The 20,229-nt window shown below is 42.3% G+C and carries 17 protein-coding genes and 2 other annotated features; of the genes, 6 read left to right on the top strand and 11 right to left on the bottom strand.

The genetic code is table 11. The features are described 5' to 3' along the window. Nucleotides 1–68 precede the first annotated feature (68 nt). From ACFO3P_RS07655 to ACFO3P_RS07615, 9 genes are all read right to left on the bottom strand, one after another. Nucleotides 69–1,676: an IS1182 family transposase gene (locus ACFO3P_RS07655; protein ID WP_212928628.1), complete on the bottom strand. Its 1,608-nt coding sequence runs from the start codon at nucleotides 1,674–1,676 to the stop codon at nucleotides 69–71. A 488-nt stretch (nucleotides 1,677–2,164) separates the two neighbouring features. Further along, nucleotides 2,165–2,941 (bottom strand): tryptophan synthase subunit alpha, encoded by a 777-nt coding sequence (gene trpA, locus ACFO3P_RS07650; protein WP_042532178.1) that lies wholly within the window; start codon nucleotides 2,939–2,941, stop codon nucleotides 2,165–2,167. Further along, on the bottom strand, nucleotides 2,928–4,139 hold the full coding sequence (gene trpB / locus ACFO3P_RS07645; RefSeq protein WP_042532180.1) for a tryptophan synthase subunit beta: 1,212 nt from the start codon (nucleotides 4,137–4,139) through the stop codon (nucleotides 2,928–2,930). Before trpB ends, trpA begins: the two co-directional genes overlap by 14 nt. Before the next feature lies 1 nt (nucleotide 4,140). Continuing rightward, the gene (locus tag ACFO3P_RS07640; protein WP_042532181.1) at nucleotides 4,141–4,761 is read right to left on the bottom strand and encodes a phosphoribosylanthranilate isomerase; all 621 of its coding nucleotides are present in this window, start codon (nucleotides 4,759–4,761) and stop codon (nucleotides 4,141–4,143) included. Between the two features lies 1 nt (nucleotide 4,762). After that, entirely contained in the window at nucleotides 4,763–5,554 is a 792-nt protein-coding gene (gene trpC / locus ACFO3P_RS07635) for an indole-3-glycerol phosphate synthase TrpC (protein ID WP_212928629.1), read from the bottom strand. Then, entirely contained in the window at nucleotides 5,555–6,580 is a 1,026-nt protein-coding gene (gene trpD, locus ACFO3P_RS07630) for an anthranilate phosphoribosyltransferase (RefSeq protein WP_212928630.1), read from the bottom strand. After that, nucleotides 6,577–7,173, bottom strand: a complete 597-nt coding sequence (locus ACFO3P_RS07625; RefSeq protein ID WP_042532187.1) for an anthranilate synthase component II — start codon at nucleotides 7,171–7,173, stop codon at nucleotides 6,577–6,579. The genes trpD and ACFO3P_RS07625 overlap by 4 nt, the downstream gene beginning before the upstream one ends. After that, nucleotides 7,157–8,557 carry an anthranilate synthase component I gene (gene trpE, locus ACFO3P_RS07620; protein ID WP_042532188.1) on the bottom strand — a complete coding sequence of 467 codons (1,401 nt, stop codon included), beginning with the start codon at nucleotides 8,555–8,557 and terminating at the stop codon, nucleotides 7,157–7,159. The genes ACFO3P_RS07625 and trpE overlap by 17 nt, the downstream gene beginning before the upstream one ends. A gap of 84 nt (nucleotides 8,558–8,641) precedes the next feature. Further along, nucleotides 8,642–8,899, bottom strand: a binding site (T-box leader). Between the two features lie 42 nt (nucleotides 8,900–8,941). After that, nucleotides 8,942–9,179 (bottom strand) — a binding site (T-box leader). 86 nt (nucleotides 9,180–9,265) lie between these two features. Then, on the bottom strand, nucleotides 9,266–9,814 hold the full coding sequence (locus ACFO3P_RS07615) for a nitroreductase family protein (RefSeq protein ID WP_193065229.1): 549 nt from the start codon (nucleotides 9,812–9,814) through the stop codon (nucleotides 9,266–9,268). 1,039 nt (nucleotides 9,815–10,853) lie between these two features. Between ACFO3P_RS07615 and ACFO3P_RS07610 the strand changes: the two genes are divergently transcribed. Genes ACFO3P_RS07610 through ACFO3P_RS07585 form a run of 6 tightly spaced genes read left to right on the top strand, consistent with a single transcriptional unit; the run spans nucleotide 10,854 to nucleotide 18,035 of the window. Beyond that, nucleotides 10,854–12,227: an NAD(P)-dependent oxidoreductase gene (locus ACFO3P_RS07610; protein WP_212928631.1), complete on the top strand. Its 1,374-nt coding sequence runs from the start codon at nucleotides 10,854–10,856 to the stop codon at nucleotides 12,225–12,227. Nucleotides 12,228–12,255: 28 nt separating this feature from the next. Continuing rightward, entirely contained in the window at nucleotides 12,256–13,524 is a 1,269-nt protein-coding gene (gene preA, locus ACFO3P_RS07605) for an NAD-dependent dihydropyrimidine dehydrogenase subunit PreA (RefSeq protein ID WP_212928632.1), read from the top strand. A gap of 36 nt (nucleotides 13,525–13,560) precedes the next feature. Next, nucleotides 13,561–14,979 carry a dihydropyrimidinase gene (gene hydA, locus ACFO3P_RS07600; RefSeq protein WP_212928633.1) on the top strand — a complete coding sequence of 473 codons (1,419 nt, stop codon included), beginning with the start codon at nucleotides 13,561–13,563 and terminating at the stop codon, nucleotides 14,977–14,979. A gap of 49 nt (nucleotides 14,980–15,028) precedes the next feature. Further along, the gene (locus tag ACFO3P_RS07595) at nucleotides 15,029–16,531 is read left to right on the top strand and encodes an NCS1 family transporter (RefSeq protein ID WP_246528988.1); all 1,503 of its coding nucleotides are present in this window, start codon (nucleotides 15,029–15,031) and stop codon (nucleotides 16,529–16,531) included. A 32-nt stretch (nucleotides 16,532–16,563) separates the two neighbouring features. Then, nucleotides 16,564–16,782: a hypothetical protein gene (locus ACFO3P_RS07590; RefSeq protein ID WP_212928634.1), complete on the top strand. Its 219-nt coding sequence runs from the start codon at nucleotides 16,564–16,566 to the stop codon at nucleotides 16,780–16,782. A gap of 17 nt (nucleotides 16,783–16,799) precedes the next feature. Beyond that, nucleotides 16,800–18,035, top strand: a complete 1,236-nt coding sequence (locus ACFO3P_RS07585; protein ID WP_379542338.1) for a Zn-dependent hydrolase — start codon at nucleotides 16,800–16,802, stop codon at nucleotides 18,033–18,035. Nucleotides 18,036–18,097: 62 nt separating this feature from the next. On the opposite strand, the gene ACFO3P_RS07580 is transcribed toward ACFO3P_RS07585, so the two are convergent. Further along, a complete protein-coding gene (locus tag ACFO3P_RS07580) occupies nucleotides 18,098–18,583 on the bottom strand; it encodes a hypothetical protein (protein WP_379542337.1) in 486 nt (161 codons plus the stop codon). A gap of 5 nt (nucleotides 18,584–18,588) precedes the next feature. After that, a complete protein-coding gene (locus ACFO3P_RS07575) occupies nucleotides 18,589–20,214 on the bottom strand; it encodes a sodium/proline symporter (protein WP_379542336.1) in 1,626 nt (541 codons plus the stop codon). Nucleotides 20,215–20,229 lie beyond the last annotated feature (15 nt).

Below are 20,229 nucleotides of genomic sequence, written 5' to 3'. Positions count from 1 at the left end.
TTGGTGATAAAAGGAAAATAGTTCGATTTTTAACGCACTTAAATAAGCCTCGCCTTTTTTTAAATTTTTTAAGCGGTCTTTAATGGATGATAATAAAGATTCAGGCGATCAACTTGGATTTTTGTATGTATTTTATTAAGATTATAACCAAATGCCAGAATCAATAGCTCGTTTCGTACATTACCTGTTCCTCGCGTACGAAACTTCTTCAGTTGGTAATCTTCTTTCAACACGCCGAATGTTCCTTCCACTTGAATGGAACGATTCATACGGTACAGCGTGCCTGTTTCTGTTAGAATATTTTCTTGCGCTGTTTCCCGGTAAGCCAGAAATTCCTTGGCTACATGCAGTTGGCGATTCCCTTTGGCTTTCGTACATTTTTCTTTCAGCGGGCACCCTGTACAGTCTTCACTTTCGTACACAGTTACTTGAGATTGGTAACCGGTCTGCGAGGTTCGCGTGTAGTTTCGAATGGCATGTAATTGCTGGTCATTGGCGCAGGTATAGGTATCTGTGCCTTTGTCATAAGCCATGTTTTCCCGATATTTGATATCCTTTTTGAAAGAAGCTTTTTTCTTGCGCTCATGATTTTGTGGTTTGATATAGGCCGTTTGCTTTTGTTCCTTTAAATAAACGTAATTTTCTTCGCTTTCATATCCGGAATCTGCGACGATATGGCGATACGTGAAAGGAAGATGCTCCTTTAGATACTGAAGGAACGGAATCAAGGTAGTTGTGTCGTTCCGATCGGAAAACACATTGATCCCAACGATAAATTCCGCATCCACGGCAGTCTGGACATTGTAAGCTGGTTTGAGTTGGCCATTCCGCATATGATCGTCTTTCATCCGCATAAACGTGGCATCATGGTCTGTTTTGGAATAGCTGTTTCGTTTCTCTCCCATAATTTCGGAAGCATCGTATTGTTCTTTGCGCTGAAGCATTTCCTTTACTTGTTCATGGTAACGTTGAAGGACATTTTTTCTTTTCCCTTTGCCATATACAAACGTGATGTTCTCTTCTACTTGTATTTTCTCCAGGAAAACAAGCACTTTTTTCAAATCTTTTAAAAACGTCTCATAGGGGCTTGTGAAGAGCTGACAGTACGCCGTATTGATCTGTTCCAGAAGGACTTGCCATTTGGCGTACATCTTAGCTTCATGTTTGGTGATTGCCTTTTTCCATACGAAAGAATACCGATTGGCATACGCTTCGATTTTTGTGCCATCGATATAGAGTGTTTCTCCGGTAATGGCTTTTTGTTCGTAGAGCCACACGACTTGTTGGAAGAAGAGCTGTTCCATCACGGTATCGGTCAGATATTTTTGCTTGAATCGACTGATGGTCGCATGGTCAGGAGCTGCATATCCCTGAAGAAGCCAACGAAAATTGATATCCCGGCGGCAAGCTTTTTCTATCCCCCGGGAAGAATAGATTTTTTGGGAAGCTGCGTAGGTAATGACTTTAAATAGAATGACTGGATCGACTGCCGGTTTTCTCCCTTTTGGAGAGTATGCCTGTAATAGTTCTCTATAATCCATCCTTTCACATAAGAGGCAGTGGAGCCGGACCGAATCATCCATCGGAATCATTTCTTCCACGTCCATCGGTAAATATAATTGATAGTTAGCGGAAGTTTGCGTATAATTGAATTGTATTATTTGTTTATTAGTCATAAGTTAATAATACACGAGAGCAGACCCTTTGTGGTCTGCTTTTTTTGTGTATACAAAAAACTGTTGCACGCTCAGTTTCCTGATTGTGCAACAGCCCCTTTTTATTAAGTAGGAGAGTCATATTTTTTAGCAAAAAGACTGCAACTGCCGCCATCTTGGTTCCAGTCATTATTGAATTAGATCAGCTTGTACTTCATTTATCTAAAAAAACAGGAGCTGTATGTGGCGTACAGCTCCCTCAAGGCATGGGTTGTTGTGATGGTTTGAATCAATGACAACGTTGTCTAGATTCTAATATAGTTTATGCTATAAAGAAATGGTTGTCTCGACACTTATATCAATGCAAACATACATTTATTGCAATGGAGCAGTCAAAAAGCGCCCGATTTGATTGTTTGCTCCATCATGGAGAGAGAAAACGTCGATAAAGATCCAGATTCACTTGATCACGTAGAAGCCCCAAAACACCTGATAAATAAAGTTTCATTTTATCGTACGGTTTCGCCGATCAATTCTTTGATTTCCGTTTGCTTTCCTTCCGCAAATAAGTGGACGATTTTACTACCGACAATGACACCGTCACAATAAGCGGCTAACGATTTTGCCTGTTCTGGATTAGAAATGCCAAATCCGGCTAAGACGGGAACGCTGCTTAAAGCGGTTAGTTTCTTCAAGTAGTCCAATGTATTTTTATCATGCTGCTGACGCTCTCCGGTTGTTCCGTTCACGGAAACAGCATATAGAAAACCTTCTGAGTCCTGTGCAATTTTCTCCAGACGCTCATCCGGGCTGGTCATCGCAGCTAAACGGATAAAGGCAATGGATTGATTAGATAGCGCAGCTGCAATATCTTCTTCCTCTTCCATTGGAATATCTGGAATAATAATTCCATCTACCCCCGCAGTATCACAGTGTTTGGCGAATTGCTCGTAGCCGTAGTTCCAAATAGGATTAATATAGGTCATCAAAATAATTGGAATGTTTCGTGATTCTTTTTGTTTTCTGACCTCATCAAGAACCAGCTTTAGCGTGGTTCCTTCCTGTAATGCACGCAGTCCGGCATCCTGAATTACAGGACCATCAGCTACTGGGTCAGAAAAAGGAATACCTAATTCAATTGCAGACGCACCGCATTCTTCCAGGAATTGAATGCGTTCATTGATTTGGTTGATTCCTCCGTCACCAGCCATCATATAAGGAATGAACAGAGGCTTTCCTGTTGCTTTTAATTCATTTAATGTATTTTCTAGTTTATGCTTCCCCATCGGAATTCTCCTCCAGCTTTGCTTTGACTTGTTCTACATCTTTGTCTCCGCGTCCGGACAGACAGATAACTAACGATTGCTCCGAAGACATTTCTTTTGCAAGCTTACATGCATAGGCAACAGCATGTGCGCTCTCCAGAGCAGGAATAATTCCTTCTAATTTTGCAAGCAGCTGAAAGGCTTCCAATGCTTCCTCATCTGTAATGGAAGGGTAGTTTACCCGGCCAGTATCATGCAAGTGGCTGTGTTCCGGTCCAATACCTGGATAGTCTAATCCGGCAGAGATAGAGGCAGCTTCTTGAATTTGGCCTGCTTCATCCTGCAATAAATAAGTAAACGTGCCATGCAGCATGCCTGGAGAACCGCCTGTTAGGGTAGCTGCGTGCTCATTGGTAGTAACGCCTTTTCCTGCAGCTTCGACACCATACAAAGCAACTTCCTTATCATCGACAAAAGGATAGAACATCCCCATGGCGTTGCTGCCGCCGCCAACGCAAGCTACGACTGCGTCTGGAAGCTTTCCTTGTTTCTCAAGGCTTTGCTGTTTTGTTTCTGCGCCGATCACTGATTGAAAGTCTCGTACAATACGAGGGAAAGGGTGCGGGCCTACTACAGAGCCGATAATATAATGAGTGTCGTGGACATTATTCACCCAATAGCGCAATGCTTCATTCACTGCATCCTTTAAGGTTGCACTGCCTTGAGAGACTCCGACCACTTTTGCACCTAACAGCTCCATACGAAAAACGTTAAGCTTCTGTCGCTTGATATCTTCTGCGCCCATAAAAACGATGCACTCTAAACCAAGCAGAGAACAGACAGTTGCTGTAGCTACGCCATGCTGTCCGGCTCCGGTTTCAGCGACGACTTTCTTTTTACCCATTCGTAAAGTCAGAAGCGCCTGGCCAATCGTGTTATTAATTTTATGTGCTCCAGTATGGTTAAGATCTTCCCGCTTCAGATAGATTTTTGGGCCGCCTAGATGCTTGCTTAATTGTTCTGCTTCATATAGCGGAGTTGTTCTGCCAATGTATTCTGTCAGATAATTATTTAATTCCTCCTGAAAAGAAGGGTCATTTTTTGCTGCTTCATAAGCTTCTTCAAGCTCTAAGACAGCTGGCATAAGTAATTCCGGCACATATCTGCCGCCGAATTTACCGTATTTTCCTGATTTGTCTGGGAACGTATATGATTGCATGTTATCGATTCCTTTCTACAGTTGTTCGTTTTGCTTCCTGAATAAAAGCTTTTATTTTATCTGGGTCTTTCCTTCCATCCGTTTCCACGCCGCTGGAAACATCCACGGCAATCGGTTTTACCTGCTGAATGGCTTCAGCGACATTTTCCGGTGTCAGTCCGCCAGCTAAAATGAGCCGTTCAGAAAACGTATTTCCTTTTAATGTCGACCAGTTAAATGTAACCCCGTTTCCTCCATGTGCATGGGGCAGGGGAGGACTATCCATCAGCAGGTAAGCAGCATCATATTGCGCTGCTTGTTTAACACCTTCTTCTGTGCCAGGAAGTGATTTAATAACAGGAAAGGTAAAGCTGCTGACAGCTTCAGGAGATTCTTCTCCATGCAGCTGTATAAAATCGAGTCCCGTCTCCCGAGCAATTTTTTCTATTTCCTGCTTATCTTTGTTGACGAAAACACCGACACTTTTTACGTGTTCCGGCAATGCTGCGATAATGTTGGCTGCTTGTTCCACGGATACTTCCCGTTTGCTTTTGGCAAAAACAAAGCCTAAAAAATCTGCTCCGGCCTCGACAGCTGCTTCTGCTGTCTCCGGAGATGTGATTCCACAGATTTTGACAAGCATATCAGGAAGCTCCTTTCGTGGAAGAGAGGGGCACCTGCAAGGCCTGCATGTCTGATTCCACATGATTGGAGCGCATTAATGTTTCCCCGACCAAAATCGTATTAGCCCCGGCATCTCTTGCCAGTTCGGCATCCTCTTTCGTACGCATCCCGCTTTCAGAGATAATGGTAAGCTCTCCTTTATCGATTTGCTGAACAAGCTCCGCCGTTGTTTGTAAATCGACTTCAAAGGTTTTTAAATTACGGTTGTTGATTCCGATAATTTTCGGATTCACTGTCAGGGCGTCCTTTAATTCATCCGCATTATGCACCTCGCAGAGCACTTCCAGCCCTTGCTCTGTTGCATAGTTGTAAAGACGCTGGAATCGTTCGAGCGGCAGAGCAGCAAGAATTAATAAGATAATGGAAGCTCCTGCATTTTTCGCATCGTCAATTTGTATTTCATCAATCATAAAATCCTTACAGAGAACAGGGACGGAGACCGCTTCACTTACTGCTTTGAGATCATCTAATGAACCGTGAAAAAAACTTTCATCGGTTAAAACAGAAATAGCAGCCGCCCCAGACTGTTCATATTGCTTTGCCTGTTTCAGTATATCGACGTCCATTTGAATCGCCCCTTTGGAAGGGGAAGCCCGTTTGATTTCAGCAATAATTGATATATGATCAGCTGCTTGAACATTTTGATGGAGAGAGTAAATTGGATTTTTTCGCGTATGCTTTCCGGCTGCTTGTAATTTACGTTCCGCAACCTCCTGCTTTTTCTTATCAATAATTTTTTCTAAAAACGTCATTTATACCACCTCTTGTTTTGCTTCCTGGCTATAGTCGACCAATGTATCTAATTTTGCTTTGGCATTTCCAGAGAATACGCTGTGACTGGCAATTTCCATCCCATCCTTCACGGAATCGACACGTCCGATGGCGAATAAAGCAATCGCTGTATTAAATAGAACGGTATCCAGATAAGCTCCAGGTTCTCCATTTAATACAGAGAGCAAAATTTCTGCATTCCGTTTTGCATCGCCGCCTTCAATCTCTTGGTTGGTATAGACGGAAAGACCGACCTCTTCCGGATGGATGCTGCCTGCTTTTAATTCATTATTCTCCAGTAAAATATAGTTGTTTTCCCCCTGCAGAGAGGCTTCATCCATTCCACCCGCTCCATGAATAACTAACGCACGCTTCCGGCCGAGCGTTTGCAGAGATTTTGCTACAATCGGCAAGGCATCATTTGAATACACGCCAACCAGCTGAGAATGCAAAGCAACCGGATTGGTTAACGGGCCGACCAAATTAAAAATGGTTGGCGTCCGAAGCTTCTGACGTACACCGGCAATCTGCTTCAATGTAGGATGAACATGCTGGGCGAATAAAAAGGCGATTTGATTTTCCTGCAGCATATATTTCATTTGCGACTTGGTTAAATCAAGCGAAACACCAAGCTCTTCTAATACATCAGCACTTCCAGTCTGGCTGGAGATTCGACGGTTTCCGTGCTTTGCAACTGTAACGCCGGCGCCGGCTAAGACAAATGCTGCACAGGTGCTGATATTGAAGCTGTTTGATCTGTCTCCTCCTGTTCCGCAGTTGTCCATTGCGGGAAGCTCCAACTCAAATTGAAAAGGAGAATTGGTATGGATTACTTCTGCTAAGCCGGCCAGTTCTTCTGCTGTCGGCTGCTTCATTTTTAAAGCTACTAAAATAGCGGAAAGCTCTGTATCGGAAACTTCCTCCTGGAAACAAGCATTAAATAATGCCTTTGTTTCTTCAAATGATAAGTCTGTTCCTTCAAGTAATTGATTAAAATGCGGTTTCATTGGGGTACCTCCTCCTTTTGATTCGTCAATTTCTCAACAAAGTGAGAAATAATCTGTTTTCCATCCAGTGTTCCAATCGATTCCGGATGGAATTGCAGTCCGTAAACAGGATATGTCTGATGGGTCACGCCCATAATTTCATCATCATCTAAAGCTGTTGCAGTGATACGCAGTTCGGATGGTACCGCGATATGCTCCGCTGCAAGAGAGTGGTATCGCATGACTTCAACCGGGTTGCTGAGCCCTTGGAACAGCCCGGAGTCATCATGGTGAATCAGCGATGTTTTTCCGTGCTTAATGGTAGATGCCTGAATAACTCTGCCGCCGAGCGCTTCCATGATTACTTGATGCCCTAAGCAGATTCCCAGTATCGGCAGTTTTTTATAAAAAGCCTGCACAATCTGGATGCAATTTCCGGCGTCCTTTGGAGAACCCGGTCCAGGCGAGATAATAATGGCTTTTGGTTCTAATTTTTCAATGGTTTTGACAGTCACTTCATCATTGCGAATCACTTCAACATGTACACCGCATTCGGAAACATATTGGTACAGGTTATATGTGAAAGAATCATAATTATCAATTAATAGAATCAAGTTCAGGCACCTCCATAAATGATCTTCCTTTGTTAATGGTTTCCATATATTCATTGAATGGAACGGAATCATATACAAGACCGGCTCCAGATTGAAAATAAGCTTTGTAGTTCTTGATAACAATCGAGCGGATAGCGAGTGCAATATGCACATCATGTTCAAAGTTGATAAAACCGATTCCGCCGGCATAAGGACCGCGCTTTACGGTTTCCAGTTCATTAATGATTTGCATTGCCCTGATTTTCGGTGCGCCCGATACGGTTCCGGCTGGCAGACAGGAGATAAGTGCGTCAATTCCTGAATAATCCTGGCGCAAGGTTCCGGTTACTTCGGAAACAATATGCATTACATGCTGGTAACGCTCAATCGTCATATAAACGGGAATCTCAATACTGCCGACTTCACAGACACGGCCTAGATCATTTCTGCTTAAGTCGACTAACATCCGGTGTTCTGCCCGTTCTTTTTCATCGGCAAGCAGTTCCTCTGCGAGTGCCTGATCCTCCAACTCGTTCTGTCCGCGTTTTCTTGTTCCGGCAATCGGATTGGTGACAACGTGGCTACCCTTGGTTTCTATCAAGCTTTCTGGAGAAGCCCCGAGTACGGTGTAATCTTGAAAATCAATGTAAAACATGTAAGGGGAGGCATTATGTCTCCTTAATTGTTCGTAAAAAGAAAGACCAAACTCTCTCTCATTTTCCACCTCTCTTGAAAAACGCTGGGATAAAACAACCTGAAAAATTTCCCCTTTTTGCAAATAATCCTTTGCAATCTGCACGTTCTCTTCAAATTTCTGCTGATCCATTTCCGGTATAAAAGCATATGTCTGCGGAACAGGAAGTTCGGTTCTTCTTGCCTGATCAACATACTGTTTCAGCCTTTGAATACGCTGTTCGCGATTTTCTTCTGTTCCGCTGTTCCGGTCTATCGCAACAAAGTGCAGTTTGTTTTCCTCGTGGTCAAAAATAATTGTATCTTCAAAAAGCATGAAATGAATATCCGGCATATTCCGGTCATCAAATGGTGCTGGACCGATATCTTCAAAAGCCTGAATCGTATCATAGCCAATATAACCAATCGCTCCGCCATAGAAGGGAAGGGAAAGAGATAAATCAAGCGTCGGCATCGTTTCTTGTAAGAAATGCAATGCGTGCTGATGAACAACCAGCGGTTCTACATGGGAAGCACTGATTAGCGTTGTTTCTTTTCCACGCCCAATGATTTCTTGATAAGGATGAAGGCCGATAAAGGAATAGCGTCCTTTTTCTTCATGTGGAAAGCTGCTTTCCAACAGATATTTTTTTGCTTTCGGCAAGCTTTGAAAAACCTGAATAGGGATTAATCCATCGATGGAATACGTTTGATGCGTTACCTGTGCCGTCATGATTTCTCTCTCCTTTATAGTTGAAAATTCTGTAAATCATATTTAAGAAATAAAAAAGTCCTCTATAAACACAGTTATGTGCTTATAGAGGACGATAGGGCCGCGGTGCCACCTCTGTTAGAAAGATTCATCTTTCCATCTTTATCAGGTACAGGAAATGTCCGATACCCTATCCGTGTAACGTCGGAAATACGTTTTTTCCTACTCCATTTGCCAGCGGGCATTTTTCGGAAAAACACTCTGAAGTCCATTCAATAATTCCTGCATACTGATATTCCACCAAGCTATCAGCTCTCTGTTATGCATGAAAAATTATTTACTACTCTTCATCATCGTTTGTAATATATTGTCTCATAAAAATCAAAAAGGCCCCTCATCCATATATAAAAGGACGAGGGACCGTGGTACCACCTTTATTAGCTGACGTGCAGCTCACTCTAAAAGAAGATTACTATCTTCTAAGTTTCCATAACGAGAAACGATTCCGCCAAAGCCTACTCCGATATTGTTTCGGTTTGGAGCTCCGAAGTCCATTCATTACAAGGATACTCACTGATTCACAGCAGCCATCAGCTCTCTTTAGAGTTCACCTGTAATTACTCTTCTTCATCAACGCCACTTCATTTAATTGATTGAAATCTATACTAAACGAAAGGACAGGGAGTTGTCAATAGATTTATAGAAAAAAGGTGAAATTATCTGATTTTCCTATCCTTCAAATACTTCAAATTTATCTGCCAATGGGATACGTTCTTTCTCTTCGGGTACTTCGTCAAAGTAACCCATGTGAATAAAACCGGCAATTTTTTCGTTTTCCTTCACACCGAGAATGTCTTTTACTTTTTCATCATAGATATGCGGATTTGTTTTCCAGACAATACCTAGCTTTTCTTCCCATGCCAGCAGCCAAAAATTCTGGATCATTGCGGAAACAGCACCAAAGTTCTCATCCCATTGTTTGGGGATATCGGAGGTTTCCATAATGACGACTAGAATAGCATTTGGCTCGTTCAGATAATTTTCTCGATTTTCCTGTCTTTCTTCAGGATATGTAGATGCAATTTTTTTGGCAAAGCTGGGAAGGTGATCCTTGTCAACGAACAGAAAGCGCCAAGGCTGTCTCATTCCATGGGTAGGGGCCCAGATTGATTCCTCTAATAATTGCATAACTGTTTCTTTGGTCACTTTTTTATTATTATATCCTGTTTTGACAGCACGGCGTTCCCGAATTAATCTTGCAAGTTCTGTTCTACTCATGAAATAAACTCCTATACAATTTAATTGATAATTATTATCAATTAAATTGTACCGAATTTATAAAATTTTTGCAAATGAATTTTTAACCGTGTGTTTAAAGAACCGCCAGTATTTCTAAAAATAATTACAGTTCGCCTAAAAATAATAACGACTATTTTACCATTTGTCCAATGAATTGGAATATTGTAAATTTTATAATATTAAATAGGTGTTTAAAATTCAGCAGATATACGTTTTACTCATTTTTATTTTACCTCACACTATCTTTGCCCTCTATAAAATCGGCGCGAATTCTAATAACTCGACTTTCATACCTAAAAATAAGCATATATATCTTGCTATTCCAGGGGGAACGTGTTCTCCATTATCATGCTTGCATTTTGGTGAAATATCCGGCCTTTTTGGAATTGGTGATGGTGCATAGCTCCGCTCCGGCCAACCACTCCGCTTTCCATGGAGACGGCTTCAGCTAACTTGAAAAGAAACCCGCTTTTCAAGTGGATCTTCAGCTCGCCCTGTTCCCATAGGAGTCTGCGTGGTTGGCCTGCGCTCTGATAGGGTTCTACAGCGAATGAAAGAAATAAGATTTTAATGAGCTGAATGAAATAGTAGCTTTCGTCTGAACAACCCAATCATGACAGGATGGATATGAAATACAGGGAATCGCTTCGAAGCACAGAAAGTAATCTTGGTCGAACATTTTACCATACAGCATGAAAAATATGTTCTATCTGATTAAACTTCTGTTTGGTGAGTTGTTTTTTCACGTATAGAATACCCTACTAGCGGAGGCGGACCGGTGCTTTACACTTCGCCTTCTATATCTTTGTCAAGGGGGTTATCGAAGGAACAATCAACTCCTGTTTCTATAGAAATGACGTTACTTTTTAGGTGCGAAAGTTGAGTTAATAATTAGTTTTTAGAAAAACCCCTGCTTTTGTTGAAATGGTAATTTACTGAGAGCTTGCCACATAAGTATATAATAACTTTCTATTTTAATTAATCTTTTTTGAAATGTATTTTAAAGGAGGTTTGTTTCTTGAGTGATTTATTAAAGAATTTTATATCTGGCGAGGTGCTTACAGCGAATTTTGAGGAAACAAAACCAAGCTTTAACTCCCAAGAGGCATTGGATGAAGCGAATCGCTGCTTATATTGTTATGATGCGCCTTGTATTACTGCATGTCCGACAGGGATTGATATTCCGGGATTTATTAAAAAAATTGCTTCTGGGAACTTGAAGGGCTCTGCAACAACAATTATGGATTCCAATCCGGTTGGAGCTAGCTGCGCCCGAGTCTGCCCGACAGAAGAATTATGTGAAGGAGCTTGTGTCCTGAATGACGCTACGAAGCCCATTCCTATTGGGGATTTGCAGCGATTTGCGACAGATTGGGCAATTAAAAATGAAGCGGTTCTCTTTCAAGCTGGCAAAAAGAATGGAAAAACAGTCGCTGTCGTTGGAAGCGGTCCTGCTGGCTTATCAACAGCCCGCGAATTAGCCCGGCTAGGCTATACAGTAACTATTTTTGAAGCAAAAAGGGAAGCGGGAGGGTTAGATACATTTGGAATTGTTCCCTTTCGTTTGCCTAAGGATATCTCCTTCTGGGAAGTAGAGCAAGTGAGAAATTTAGGTGTAGAAATACGAACGAATACGGAAATTGGCAAGGATATTTTCCCGGCGGATCTTATTGATCAATATGATGCAGTGGTGCTTGCTGTTGGAATGTCCAAAGTTCCAATGCTTGGAATAGAAGGGGAAGAATTAGAGGGGAACTTCGATGCCATTGATTTAGTGGAAAGATCAAAAAATGGGAATTATCCAGAGGATTTTATCGGAAAGCGTGTTGCGGTCATCGGGGCAGGAAATACAGCGATTGATGGAGCTACGACATCAGTCAGACTTGGCGCGGATAACGTAAAGATACTTTACCGCAGAACGGAAGCGGAAATGACTGCTTATGATTTTGAATACGAGTTTGCCAAACAGGAGGGCGTGGAATTTAGATGGCTTACCAATCCGAAACGTCTTATCGGTGATGAAAATGGTCATGTAACACAAATGGAGTGCGTACAAATGGAATTACAAGAGACTGGGAAGGATGGAAGGCCTCGGCCAGTGGAAATTGAAGGATCTGAATTCTTAATGGATATTGATATCGTAGTGAAGGCTATCGGACAAACGAGGCATCAGGGAATCATTGAGGCCTTTGGTCTGGAGCATAGTGGAGGCGTTGTGAAGGTTGATCCAGAAACGTTTATAACGTCTCATCCCAAAGTATATGCTGCAGGAGATGTGATTTTTGGAAAAGGAATTGGAGAAGCAATGGTGGTGACGGCTGCCCAGCAGGGGAAGGATACAGCGCTGGCGGTCCATGAGCGTTTCAAGCAATCTGTAACAGAAAGAACTTAAAAGATATTTCAAGATTAGGAGGATGAAAATGGCTGATATACGTATTGATTTCGCTGGAATCAAATCACCTAATCCGTACTGGCTGGCATCTGCGCCCCCGACCAATACCGGGTATCAAGTACAGCGTGCCTTTGAAGCTGGGTGGGGAGGAGCAGTATGGAAAACATTGGGTGAGCCTATATTAAATGTCACCTCCCGCTTTGGTGCAAGTCACTTTAACGGGCAGCGGGTTGCCGGTTTTAACAATATAGAGCTGATTTCCGATCGTCCATTGGAGGAAAACTTAAAGGAAATCTATGAAACGAAAAAGTTATATCCAGACCGGGTAATTATTGCTTCTTTAATGGTAGAACCCGAGCGGGAAAAATGGCATGAAATTGTAAAGAGAGTGCAGGATGTTGGAGTGGATGGGTTTGAATTAAATCTTGGCTGTCCTCATGGGATGTCTGAAAGAGGGATGGGTGCAGCTGTTGGTCAGCATCCGGATCTGGTAGAAAGAACTACGATGTATGCCAAAGAAGCGGCAGAGGTTCCGGTTATCACGAAGCTCACGCCAAATATTACGGACATAACAGCAACCGCAAAAGCTGCTGCTCGGGGCGGGGCAGATGCCATCAGCTTAATTAATACAATCAATAGTTTGATAGGGGTAGATTTAGATACTTGGAACACGGTTCCAAATGTGAATGGAAAAGGAGCGCATGGCGGGTATTGCGGACCGGCAGTGAAGCCGATTGCCTTAAATATGGTCGGAGAATGCGCAAGAAATCCGGAAGTTAATATTCCGATATCCGGAATTGGCGGGATTTCTACGTGGCAGGATACCGTGGAATTTATGCTGATGGGAGCCGGCGGTGTGCAAGTATGTACCGCAGCAATGCATCATGGATTTCGGATTATTGAGGATTTAACAGAGGGGCTGGAAAATTATTTAGATGAAAAAGGGATAGATGCTTTAAGCGACATCATCGGAAAATCTGTGGAAAAGTACACAGACTGGAGCAATCTGGATTTAAATCATAAAGTGGTGGCCCGTATTAACAATGATGTCTGCATTAATTGTAATAAATGCCATATTGCCTGTGAAGATACGTCTCATCAGTGTATCGACATGCTTACAGATAAAGATGGAAATGCTATTTTACGTGTAAGAGAGGAGGACTGTGTCGGGTGTAATCTATGTTCGATTGTTTGTCCGGTAGAGGGAGCAATCGACATGATTGATTTGACACCAACGGAACCGCCGATGTCCTGGAATGACCGCCAGGCAGCAATTCATATGCTTGAGAAACGCTAATTGCGAGACTTTAGATTTTTACTGGAGGAATCGAAAATGAAAAAAATTATTAAAAATGGAACGATTGTTACAGCAGCAGACATATATCAAGCGGATGTGTTGATTGAAGATGAAAAAGTGAAAGCGATTGGACAGGATTTAAGTGATGTGTATGCAGAAGTTATTGATGCAACAGGACTTTACGTTTTTCCTGGAGGCATTGATCCGCATACGCACATGGAAATGCCATTTGGCGGTACAGTAACAAAAGATGATTATGAAAGTGGAACCATTGCTGCTGCGCATGGCGGGACAACAACAATCATTGACTTTTGCTTAACAGAGAAGGGAAAAACATTAAAAAATGCTCTGGAAATTTGGCATGCCAAATCAGAAGGCAGGGCAGTAATCGACTATGGATTTCATTTGCAAATCGTGGAAGCAAACGAACAGATTTTACAGGAGATTCCTGCGGTTATTGAAGAGGAGGGAGTTACTTCCTTTAAAGTATTTATGGCTTATAAAAATGTTTTGCAAGCAGATGATGAAACACTTTTTCAAACCTTAGTAACTGCTAGAGACCACGGTGGATTAGTAATGGTGCATGCTGAGAATGGGGACGTAATTGAACATTTAACGCAAGAAGCATTAAAAGCAGGGAATACCGATCCAATCTATCATGCGTTGACCCGCCCGCCAGAACTGGAGGGGGAAGCCACGGGCCGGGCAGCAAAACTGACTGCGCTGGCTGATTCCCAATTATATGTTGTGCATGTCACCTGTAAAGAAGCGGTAGAGCAAATTGCGGAAGCCAGAAGTAAGGGATTCTCTGTTTATGGGGAAACCTGTCCGCAATATTTGGTACTGGACCAAACCTATTTGGAAAAGCCTGATTTTGAAGGAGCAAAATATGTGTGGTCTCCGCCATTACGTGATAAATCCAATCAGGAAGTGCTGTGGAATGCTCTGAAAAGCGGGGAGCTGCAAACGATAGGCTCCGACCATTGTGCATTTGACTTTGATGGACAAAAGGATTTAGGAAAAGGTGACTTTACCAAGATTCCAAATGGCGGACCATTCGTTGAGGACCGCTTTAGTATTCTATTTTCAGAAGGTGTGAAAAAAGGACGCATTTCTATGAATCAATTTGTAGACATGGTGTCAACGCAAGCAGCGAAACTGTTTGGTTTATTTCCGCAAAAGGGAACGATTGCTCCCGGCACAGATGCAGATATCGTGTTATTCGATCCAAATGTGGAGCGTACGATATCCGCAGGTACACATCATTCCGCCGTTGATTATAGCGCTTTAGAGGGAATGAAGGTAACTGGGCAGCCTGTTACCGTTTTATCGCGCGGGGAGTATGTCATTAAGGATAAAGAGCTGGTTGCTAAACCAGGAGCAGGCAAGTTCTTAAAACGAGCTAAATTTGATTCTGCGCATACGAACAAGCAGGAAACAGCACCTAGAAGTTAATATAAACAATCCATAGCTGCTTGCGGAATGAGAGGGATGAAGCGGCTTTTTGGATTCATCAAAGAGGAGAGAGGCGATTGCATTGCAGGGAAAGGATAAAAGTAATTCCTACTTAAAGTCTCCAGATTTACTTCCGGTGAAGCATGGTGAGCGAAAGATTGGGGTAATGGGATTTTTTGCGATGTGGATAGGAATGGCCATCCTGCTGGCAACTTTTGATATTGGTGCTTCAGGCATCCAGGGTATATCGCTGCCATGGGTGGTTTTAGCTACGTTGATTGGATGTATAGCAATTGGAGCGTTTATTACCATTATTGGTGATATCGGTGTAGAGCATGGTATTTCCTTCCCGGTTTATATGAGGGCGCCGTTTGGAACGGTAGGGACGCATATTCCTTCTTTAACGAGAGCAGTCACGGCATCGTTTTGGTTCGGGATTAACACCTATTTCGGTGCAACAGCGATTAATGCAATACTGCATACGATGTTTGCCGGATTTGATAATTGGCTGTTATGTTACCTTGTTTTTGCGCTTGTCCAGCTTATCAATACTGCTTCCGGCATCAAATGGGTAGAACGCTTTGCAGATGTAGCTGCGCCAATTATTATTGTCATGTCTTTAATTATTTACCAAACACTAAATGCAGATATTCAGGCACAAGGGGCAGATGTCTGGGCCTGGGTAGCAAGTCCGGTAACCGGGGGAGCTGCATTCACGGCATTTATGGTGGTGCTTTTCGCTAATATGGGATTCTGGGCAACACTGGGCTGCGATATCCCGACCATCTCCCGTCATTTCAAAGCTCCTAAGTATGAAAGAAATTGGTTTAAACGGAATAAAACAACCTTAATCGGCAGTCTCGTCGCTCTTCCTCTTACAGAAGCATTTATGATTATGATTGGTGCTGCAGCATTTATTGTTGCCGGGACTTCGAATCCAGTTACAGCACTGCAGGATACCGCATCTGGGTGGATGCTTGCTATGTTGCTTTTCATGATTGTGTTGACACAGTGGTCCACGAATACAGCTGCAAATGTATTACCTGCTGCTGCTGTTTTCTCTAATGTCTTAGGTCCAAAAGTTTCCCATGCAGTTGCTGTTTTTGTTGCCGGCATTGTCGGTACGGTCATTCAGCCTTGGAGCGTCTATGAAATACTCACGCAGGTTCTCTTGATTATTGGCGCCGTTTTATCCTCGGTCAGCGGTATCCTGTTTGCAGATTACTATTTACTCCGGAAACGACGAGTGAATGTTCCTGACTTATATAAAAATAGGGGCCAATATCGCTTTCATGGCGGCGTGAACATCGTTGGTTTTATTTCCTGGGCTGTTGGCGGCGCTGTTGCTTTAATCTTTATGAATTATTCGTTTATTGTCGGCTTTATAGTTGCTGCAGCAGTTTACTATGTGCTGACGAAATATTGGTACTTCCACAAATTCCCGCAAGCAGAGATTACGGATCCGGATGATGAAAAATATTTGGGGATTACCGTCGGCAGAGATTGGTCGTTAGATGAGGATGCAGAAAAGGATGAAACAGCTGCCAAATAACAGAATGATGGAAAGGGCGAGGAGGTTATTCAGTGTCAAGTTATCAAGAATTTCTACAGGAAAAACAGCTTGTTGATGCGTGGATGAAAAATAATTATAAAATCAAGTCCATTGTCGGGACATTGGACGGTGATAGGGTGGAGTTGGAAAAAGAGAGCGTGCCAGAAAAACAGTCCATCCTGCTAGAGAACGCTGACAGCAGAAAATATATCACGACATTACTGATCAAACATCAGCTGCAAGAACAATAAACGCAGGAGGAGATACAGTGGAAAAACAAAAAATATCCATTCATGGGGAGAGGCTGAAACAAACCATTGAAGATTTTGCAGATTTCGGGAGAACGGAAAATAATGGCGTAACCCGATTGGCATTATCCGACACGGATATAAAAGTGAGAGACCATTTTAAAACGGTCTGTGAAGAACTTGGTCTGACTGTGAAATGGGACGATATGGGAAACATCTATGCAACACTGGAAGGGAGGGAAAATGATAAGCCTCCGGTCGTGATTGGGTCTCATTTAGATTCCGTGGAAAAAGGCGGCAGGTTTGATGGTGTATTAGGTGTTTTAACTGGGCTTGAGGTAGTAAGAACCCTGGTCGAAAGAAATATCAGACCACAGGTTCCGGTAGTTGTGGCGAATATTACAAATGAAGAAGGTGCAAGGTTTGAACCTTCGTTAATGTCCTCGGGAGTCATGTCTGGGAAGTTTGATAAGGGCAACATGCTCCGGTCGGTCGATAAAAACGGGATAACCTTTGCAGAAGCTTTAAAAGAAAGCGGATATGAAGGAAGGAAAGAAAACCGCTTAACAGAGGCAGAAGCTTTTTTAGAGCTGCATATTGAACAAGGTCCAGTATTAGAAAGTGAATCCATTGATATCGGTGTTGTGGAGTGTGTGGTGGGGATGTGCTGCTATGAAATTGAGGTAATTGGTGATTCTGATCACGCAGGAACTACGCCCATGTCCATGAGAAAAGACAGCTTATTTGCTTCTAATAATCTGATTAATGAAATACGGGAGAAAATGAGTAAACTGGATAATGATCTCGTTTACACGATTGGCCGAATGAATGTGAGCCCGAATATCCATACAGTTATCCCGAATAAAGTAATTTTCACGCTGGAGGCACGGCATAAAGAAGCGGCTGTAATCAGCCAAGTGGAAGAAATCATTCAAGGGTTAGCGGAAACGGAGGCCAAAGAAAAATGTGATGTCACAGTAAAGAAGCTTTGGGACCGTGATACCGTATGGTTTAATAACAAATTAGTGGACGCTTTAGAGAAGTCCTGTAAATCCCTGAACTGCTCCTATAAACGGATGGCAAGCGGTGCAGGGCATGATGCACAATTTATTGCGACCTATCTGCCGGCTGCCATGATTTTTGTACCAAGCGTTAACGGAAAAAGCCATGCCGAAGATGAATTGACTGCATGGGAAGATTGTGAACGAGGGGTAAACGTGGTTTTGCAGACTGTTTTGGATTTAACAATGAATTAGATAATAACAAAAACAGGTAAAGGGGTTCTTCCTATACCTGTTTTTGTTATTATCATTTATTTTTACAAGGGATGAAATTGTCCGGATACCCCATCAACAATGAAATCCGACGATTCATCTCTTTCATTCCAAACCACCCAGTAAGGACGATAAAATCTTTGTTGCTGTTCTCTCTTTAGTTCTGGAAATGAAATCATTCTCATTTTTAAAGATAAGGAACGATAGATAAATGATTCAGAAATGGAAGTGCAATCCTCCAAGGAGTACATTTCGGGCATCTGCTGCTCTTTTGAAATTTCAATCGCTTTCCATTTCGGCTTATAATCAATGAGCGATCCCTTGCCGCTAATCGAATCAATGGCACATCCTACTTTTTCATTTAAGGGGAGGAAAAGGCGTTTAGCTTTTACGTTATAACAAAAATAATAATAAGGATAGTAGACGATACGTTCTGCGATAAAATTAGCATGAGGGTGTAGCCTCTTAAAACTTGATTCAATTTGTTCTTTATTAAATTCGACAGATTGTGTTAACACGTTAGCACTCAAGCTATCTACCCCTCTAACCTTAAACCGATTTCAGGTTCTGTTTCGATATCTTTATCCTTTTTTCTCTCAACGGAATTTGTATTATCCTGGTTTTGGATAAACTTAGAAATATTACGTGCTTCCGGTGCAAGGTCTTCAAAAATCCCTTTTTCCAGATTTTTTGGAATCTCCTTACTTTGCTTGGCTAAATCATATGCCTCCAGAATAGGATCGGAAGGAGGAGTGCCAAATTGATTTCCAACAAACATTGCGATGAGAGAAGCAATTAAGCCGGCTAAAAATGGATGTAATCCGCTTGCATTTTGTAAGGCGAACAGCTCCCAAACAATGTTTATTATGGAGCCGCTGATCATAGCACAAAGGATTCCTATTTTATTAGCTTTTCTTGAATAGACGGAAGCAACAAAGGGGACAAGGAATGTATTTCCCAGCACACCAAAGGCAAACACAACAAGAGCAAATACGGTTGGAGGTTCATAAGTTGCAACAATAATACCGATAATGCCTCCAAATAAAATGCATAGTCTGGATACCAAAAGCAATTGCTTATGACTGGCTTTTTTATTGATAAAACGATGATAAACATCCCGTGAAAGTGTCGTACCTGCTTGCATCAGCAGGGAATCACAGGTAGACATAATTGCCGCCATGATGGCTGAAAGTAATATGGCTGCCAATATACCTGGGAAGAATATATATACCAGTTCTGGAATAACCATTTCGGGATCCGATACAACAGGCATAATTACAATAGCTGATAAACCTAAAATATACGGTGTAAATGTGAACAACTGATTAAAGGCAGCAGACCAAATAATTGCATTTTTTGTTGTATTTGCATTTTGCATCGACATATGTCTTACCGTGACATGTGGAAGTCCCATGTAGCCAATGGCATAGATAAGTACAGCTCCTATAATCACTCCCCACTGGCCATAATAAATCAAGTCTTTCCCCCAAATACTTAAATAAGTCGGGTCAATCGCCGCCAATTGTTCATTCAGGCCTGACAGGCCGCCAACCTTTGGCAAGACCATAATACCAATAGCCGTAACTCCAATTAGCATAATAATTCCCTGAATGAAACCACTAACGGCCACAGCAAGATAGCCGCCAGCCACAGTATAGATAACAATAACCCCTACACCAAGAATAAGTGCCCACTCATACGGAAATCCTGACATTGCCGATAATGCTTTACCGGCAGCAATAAACTGGGCAAATGCATAAGCGAAAAGAAATATGATTGCGATAATTGCACCGTAAACGCGTATTCCAAAGCTTTCAAAACGTTTCTCCAAGTATTCGATTGGTGAGAGTGCCCCGAGAAGCTGAGATAATCGTCTCATCCGTTTCCCCAGTACAGATAAATTGACAATAGATCCGCCGGCATCTCCAATGGCATACCATAATGCATGCCAGCCCTCTTGAAAGGCTTGAGCGGGTCCGCCCATAAACATAAAACCGCTCATAGATGTACTCTGCATACTTATTGCAGTGACAGGAGCTCCGATTTTTCGGTTGCCTAATAAATAATGATCAGCAGATGCAGAAGCACTCCTGGTAAAATATAAACCAATCCCAAGCATTCCCAACAGATAGGTGAAAAAAATGATAATATCCAAATTCATTTCATAACCAGTCCC

Origin of the sequence: Oceanobacillus aidingensis, assembly GCF_042654105.1 — a bacterium.
Taxonomy (GTDB): Bacteria; Bacillota; Bacilli; order Bacillales; family Amphibacillaceae; genus Oceanobacillus; species Oceanobacillus oncorhynchi.
The sequence above is the reverse complement of the archived record's forward strand: the minus strand, read 5'-3'. Positions and strand labels throughout refer to the sequence as shown.

Bases quoted from the DNA above. Each gene is read 5' to 3' on its own strand.
- ACFO3P_RS07615 (WP_193065229.1), bottom strand. From the start codon at position 9,814: ATGAGTAGAACAGAACTTGCAAGATTAATTCGGGAACGCCGTGCTGTC.
- ACFO3P_RS07575 (WP_379542336.1), bottom strand. From the start codon at position 20,214: ATGAATTTGGATATTATCATTTTTTTCACCTATCTGTTGGGAATGCTT.
- preA (WP_212928632.1), top strand. From the start codon at position 12,256: ATGGCTGATATACGTATTGATTTCGCTGGAATCAAATCACCTAATCCG.
- hydA (WP_212928633.1), top strand. From the start codon at position 13,561: ATGAAAAAAATTATTAAAAATGGAACGATTGTTACAGCAGCAGACATA.
- trpA (WP_042532178.1), bottom strand. From the start codon at position 2,941: ATGGGGAAGCATAAACTAGAAAATACATTAAATGAATTAAAAGCAACA.
- ACFO3P_RS07655 (WP_212928628.1), bottom strand. From the start codon at position 1,676: ATGACTAATAAACAAATAATACAATTCAATTATACGCAAACTTCCGCT.
- trpD (WP_212928630.1), bottom strand. From the start codon at position 6,580: ATGAAACCGCATTTTAATCAATTACTTGAAGGAACAGACTTATCATTT.
- trpC (WP_212928629.1), bottom strand. From the start codon at position 5,554: ATGACGTTTTTAGAAAAAATTATTGATAAGAAAAAGCAGGAGGTTGCG.
- ACFO3P_RS07640 (WP_042532181.1), bottom strand. From the start codon at position 4,761: ATGCTTGTCAAAATCTGTGGAATCACATCTCCGGAGACAGCAGAAGCA.
- trpB (WP_042532180.1), bottom strand. From the start codon at position 4,139: ATGCAATCATATACGTTCCCAGACAAATCAGGAAAATACGGTAAATTC.
- trpE (WP_042532188.1), bottom strand. From the start codon at position 8,557: ATGACGGCACAGGTAACGCATCAAACGTATTCCATCGATGGATTAATC.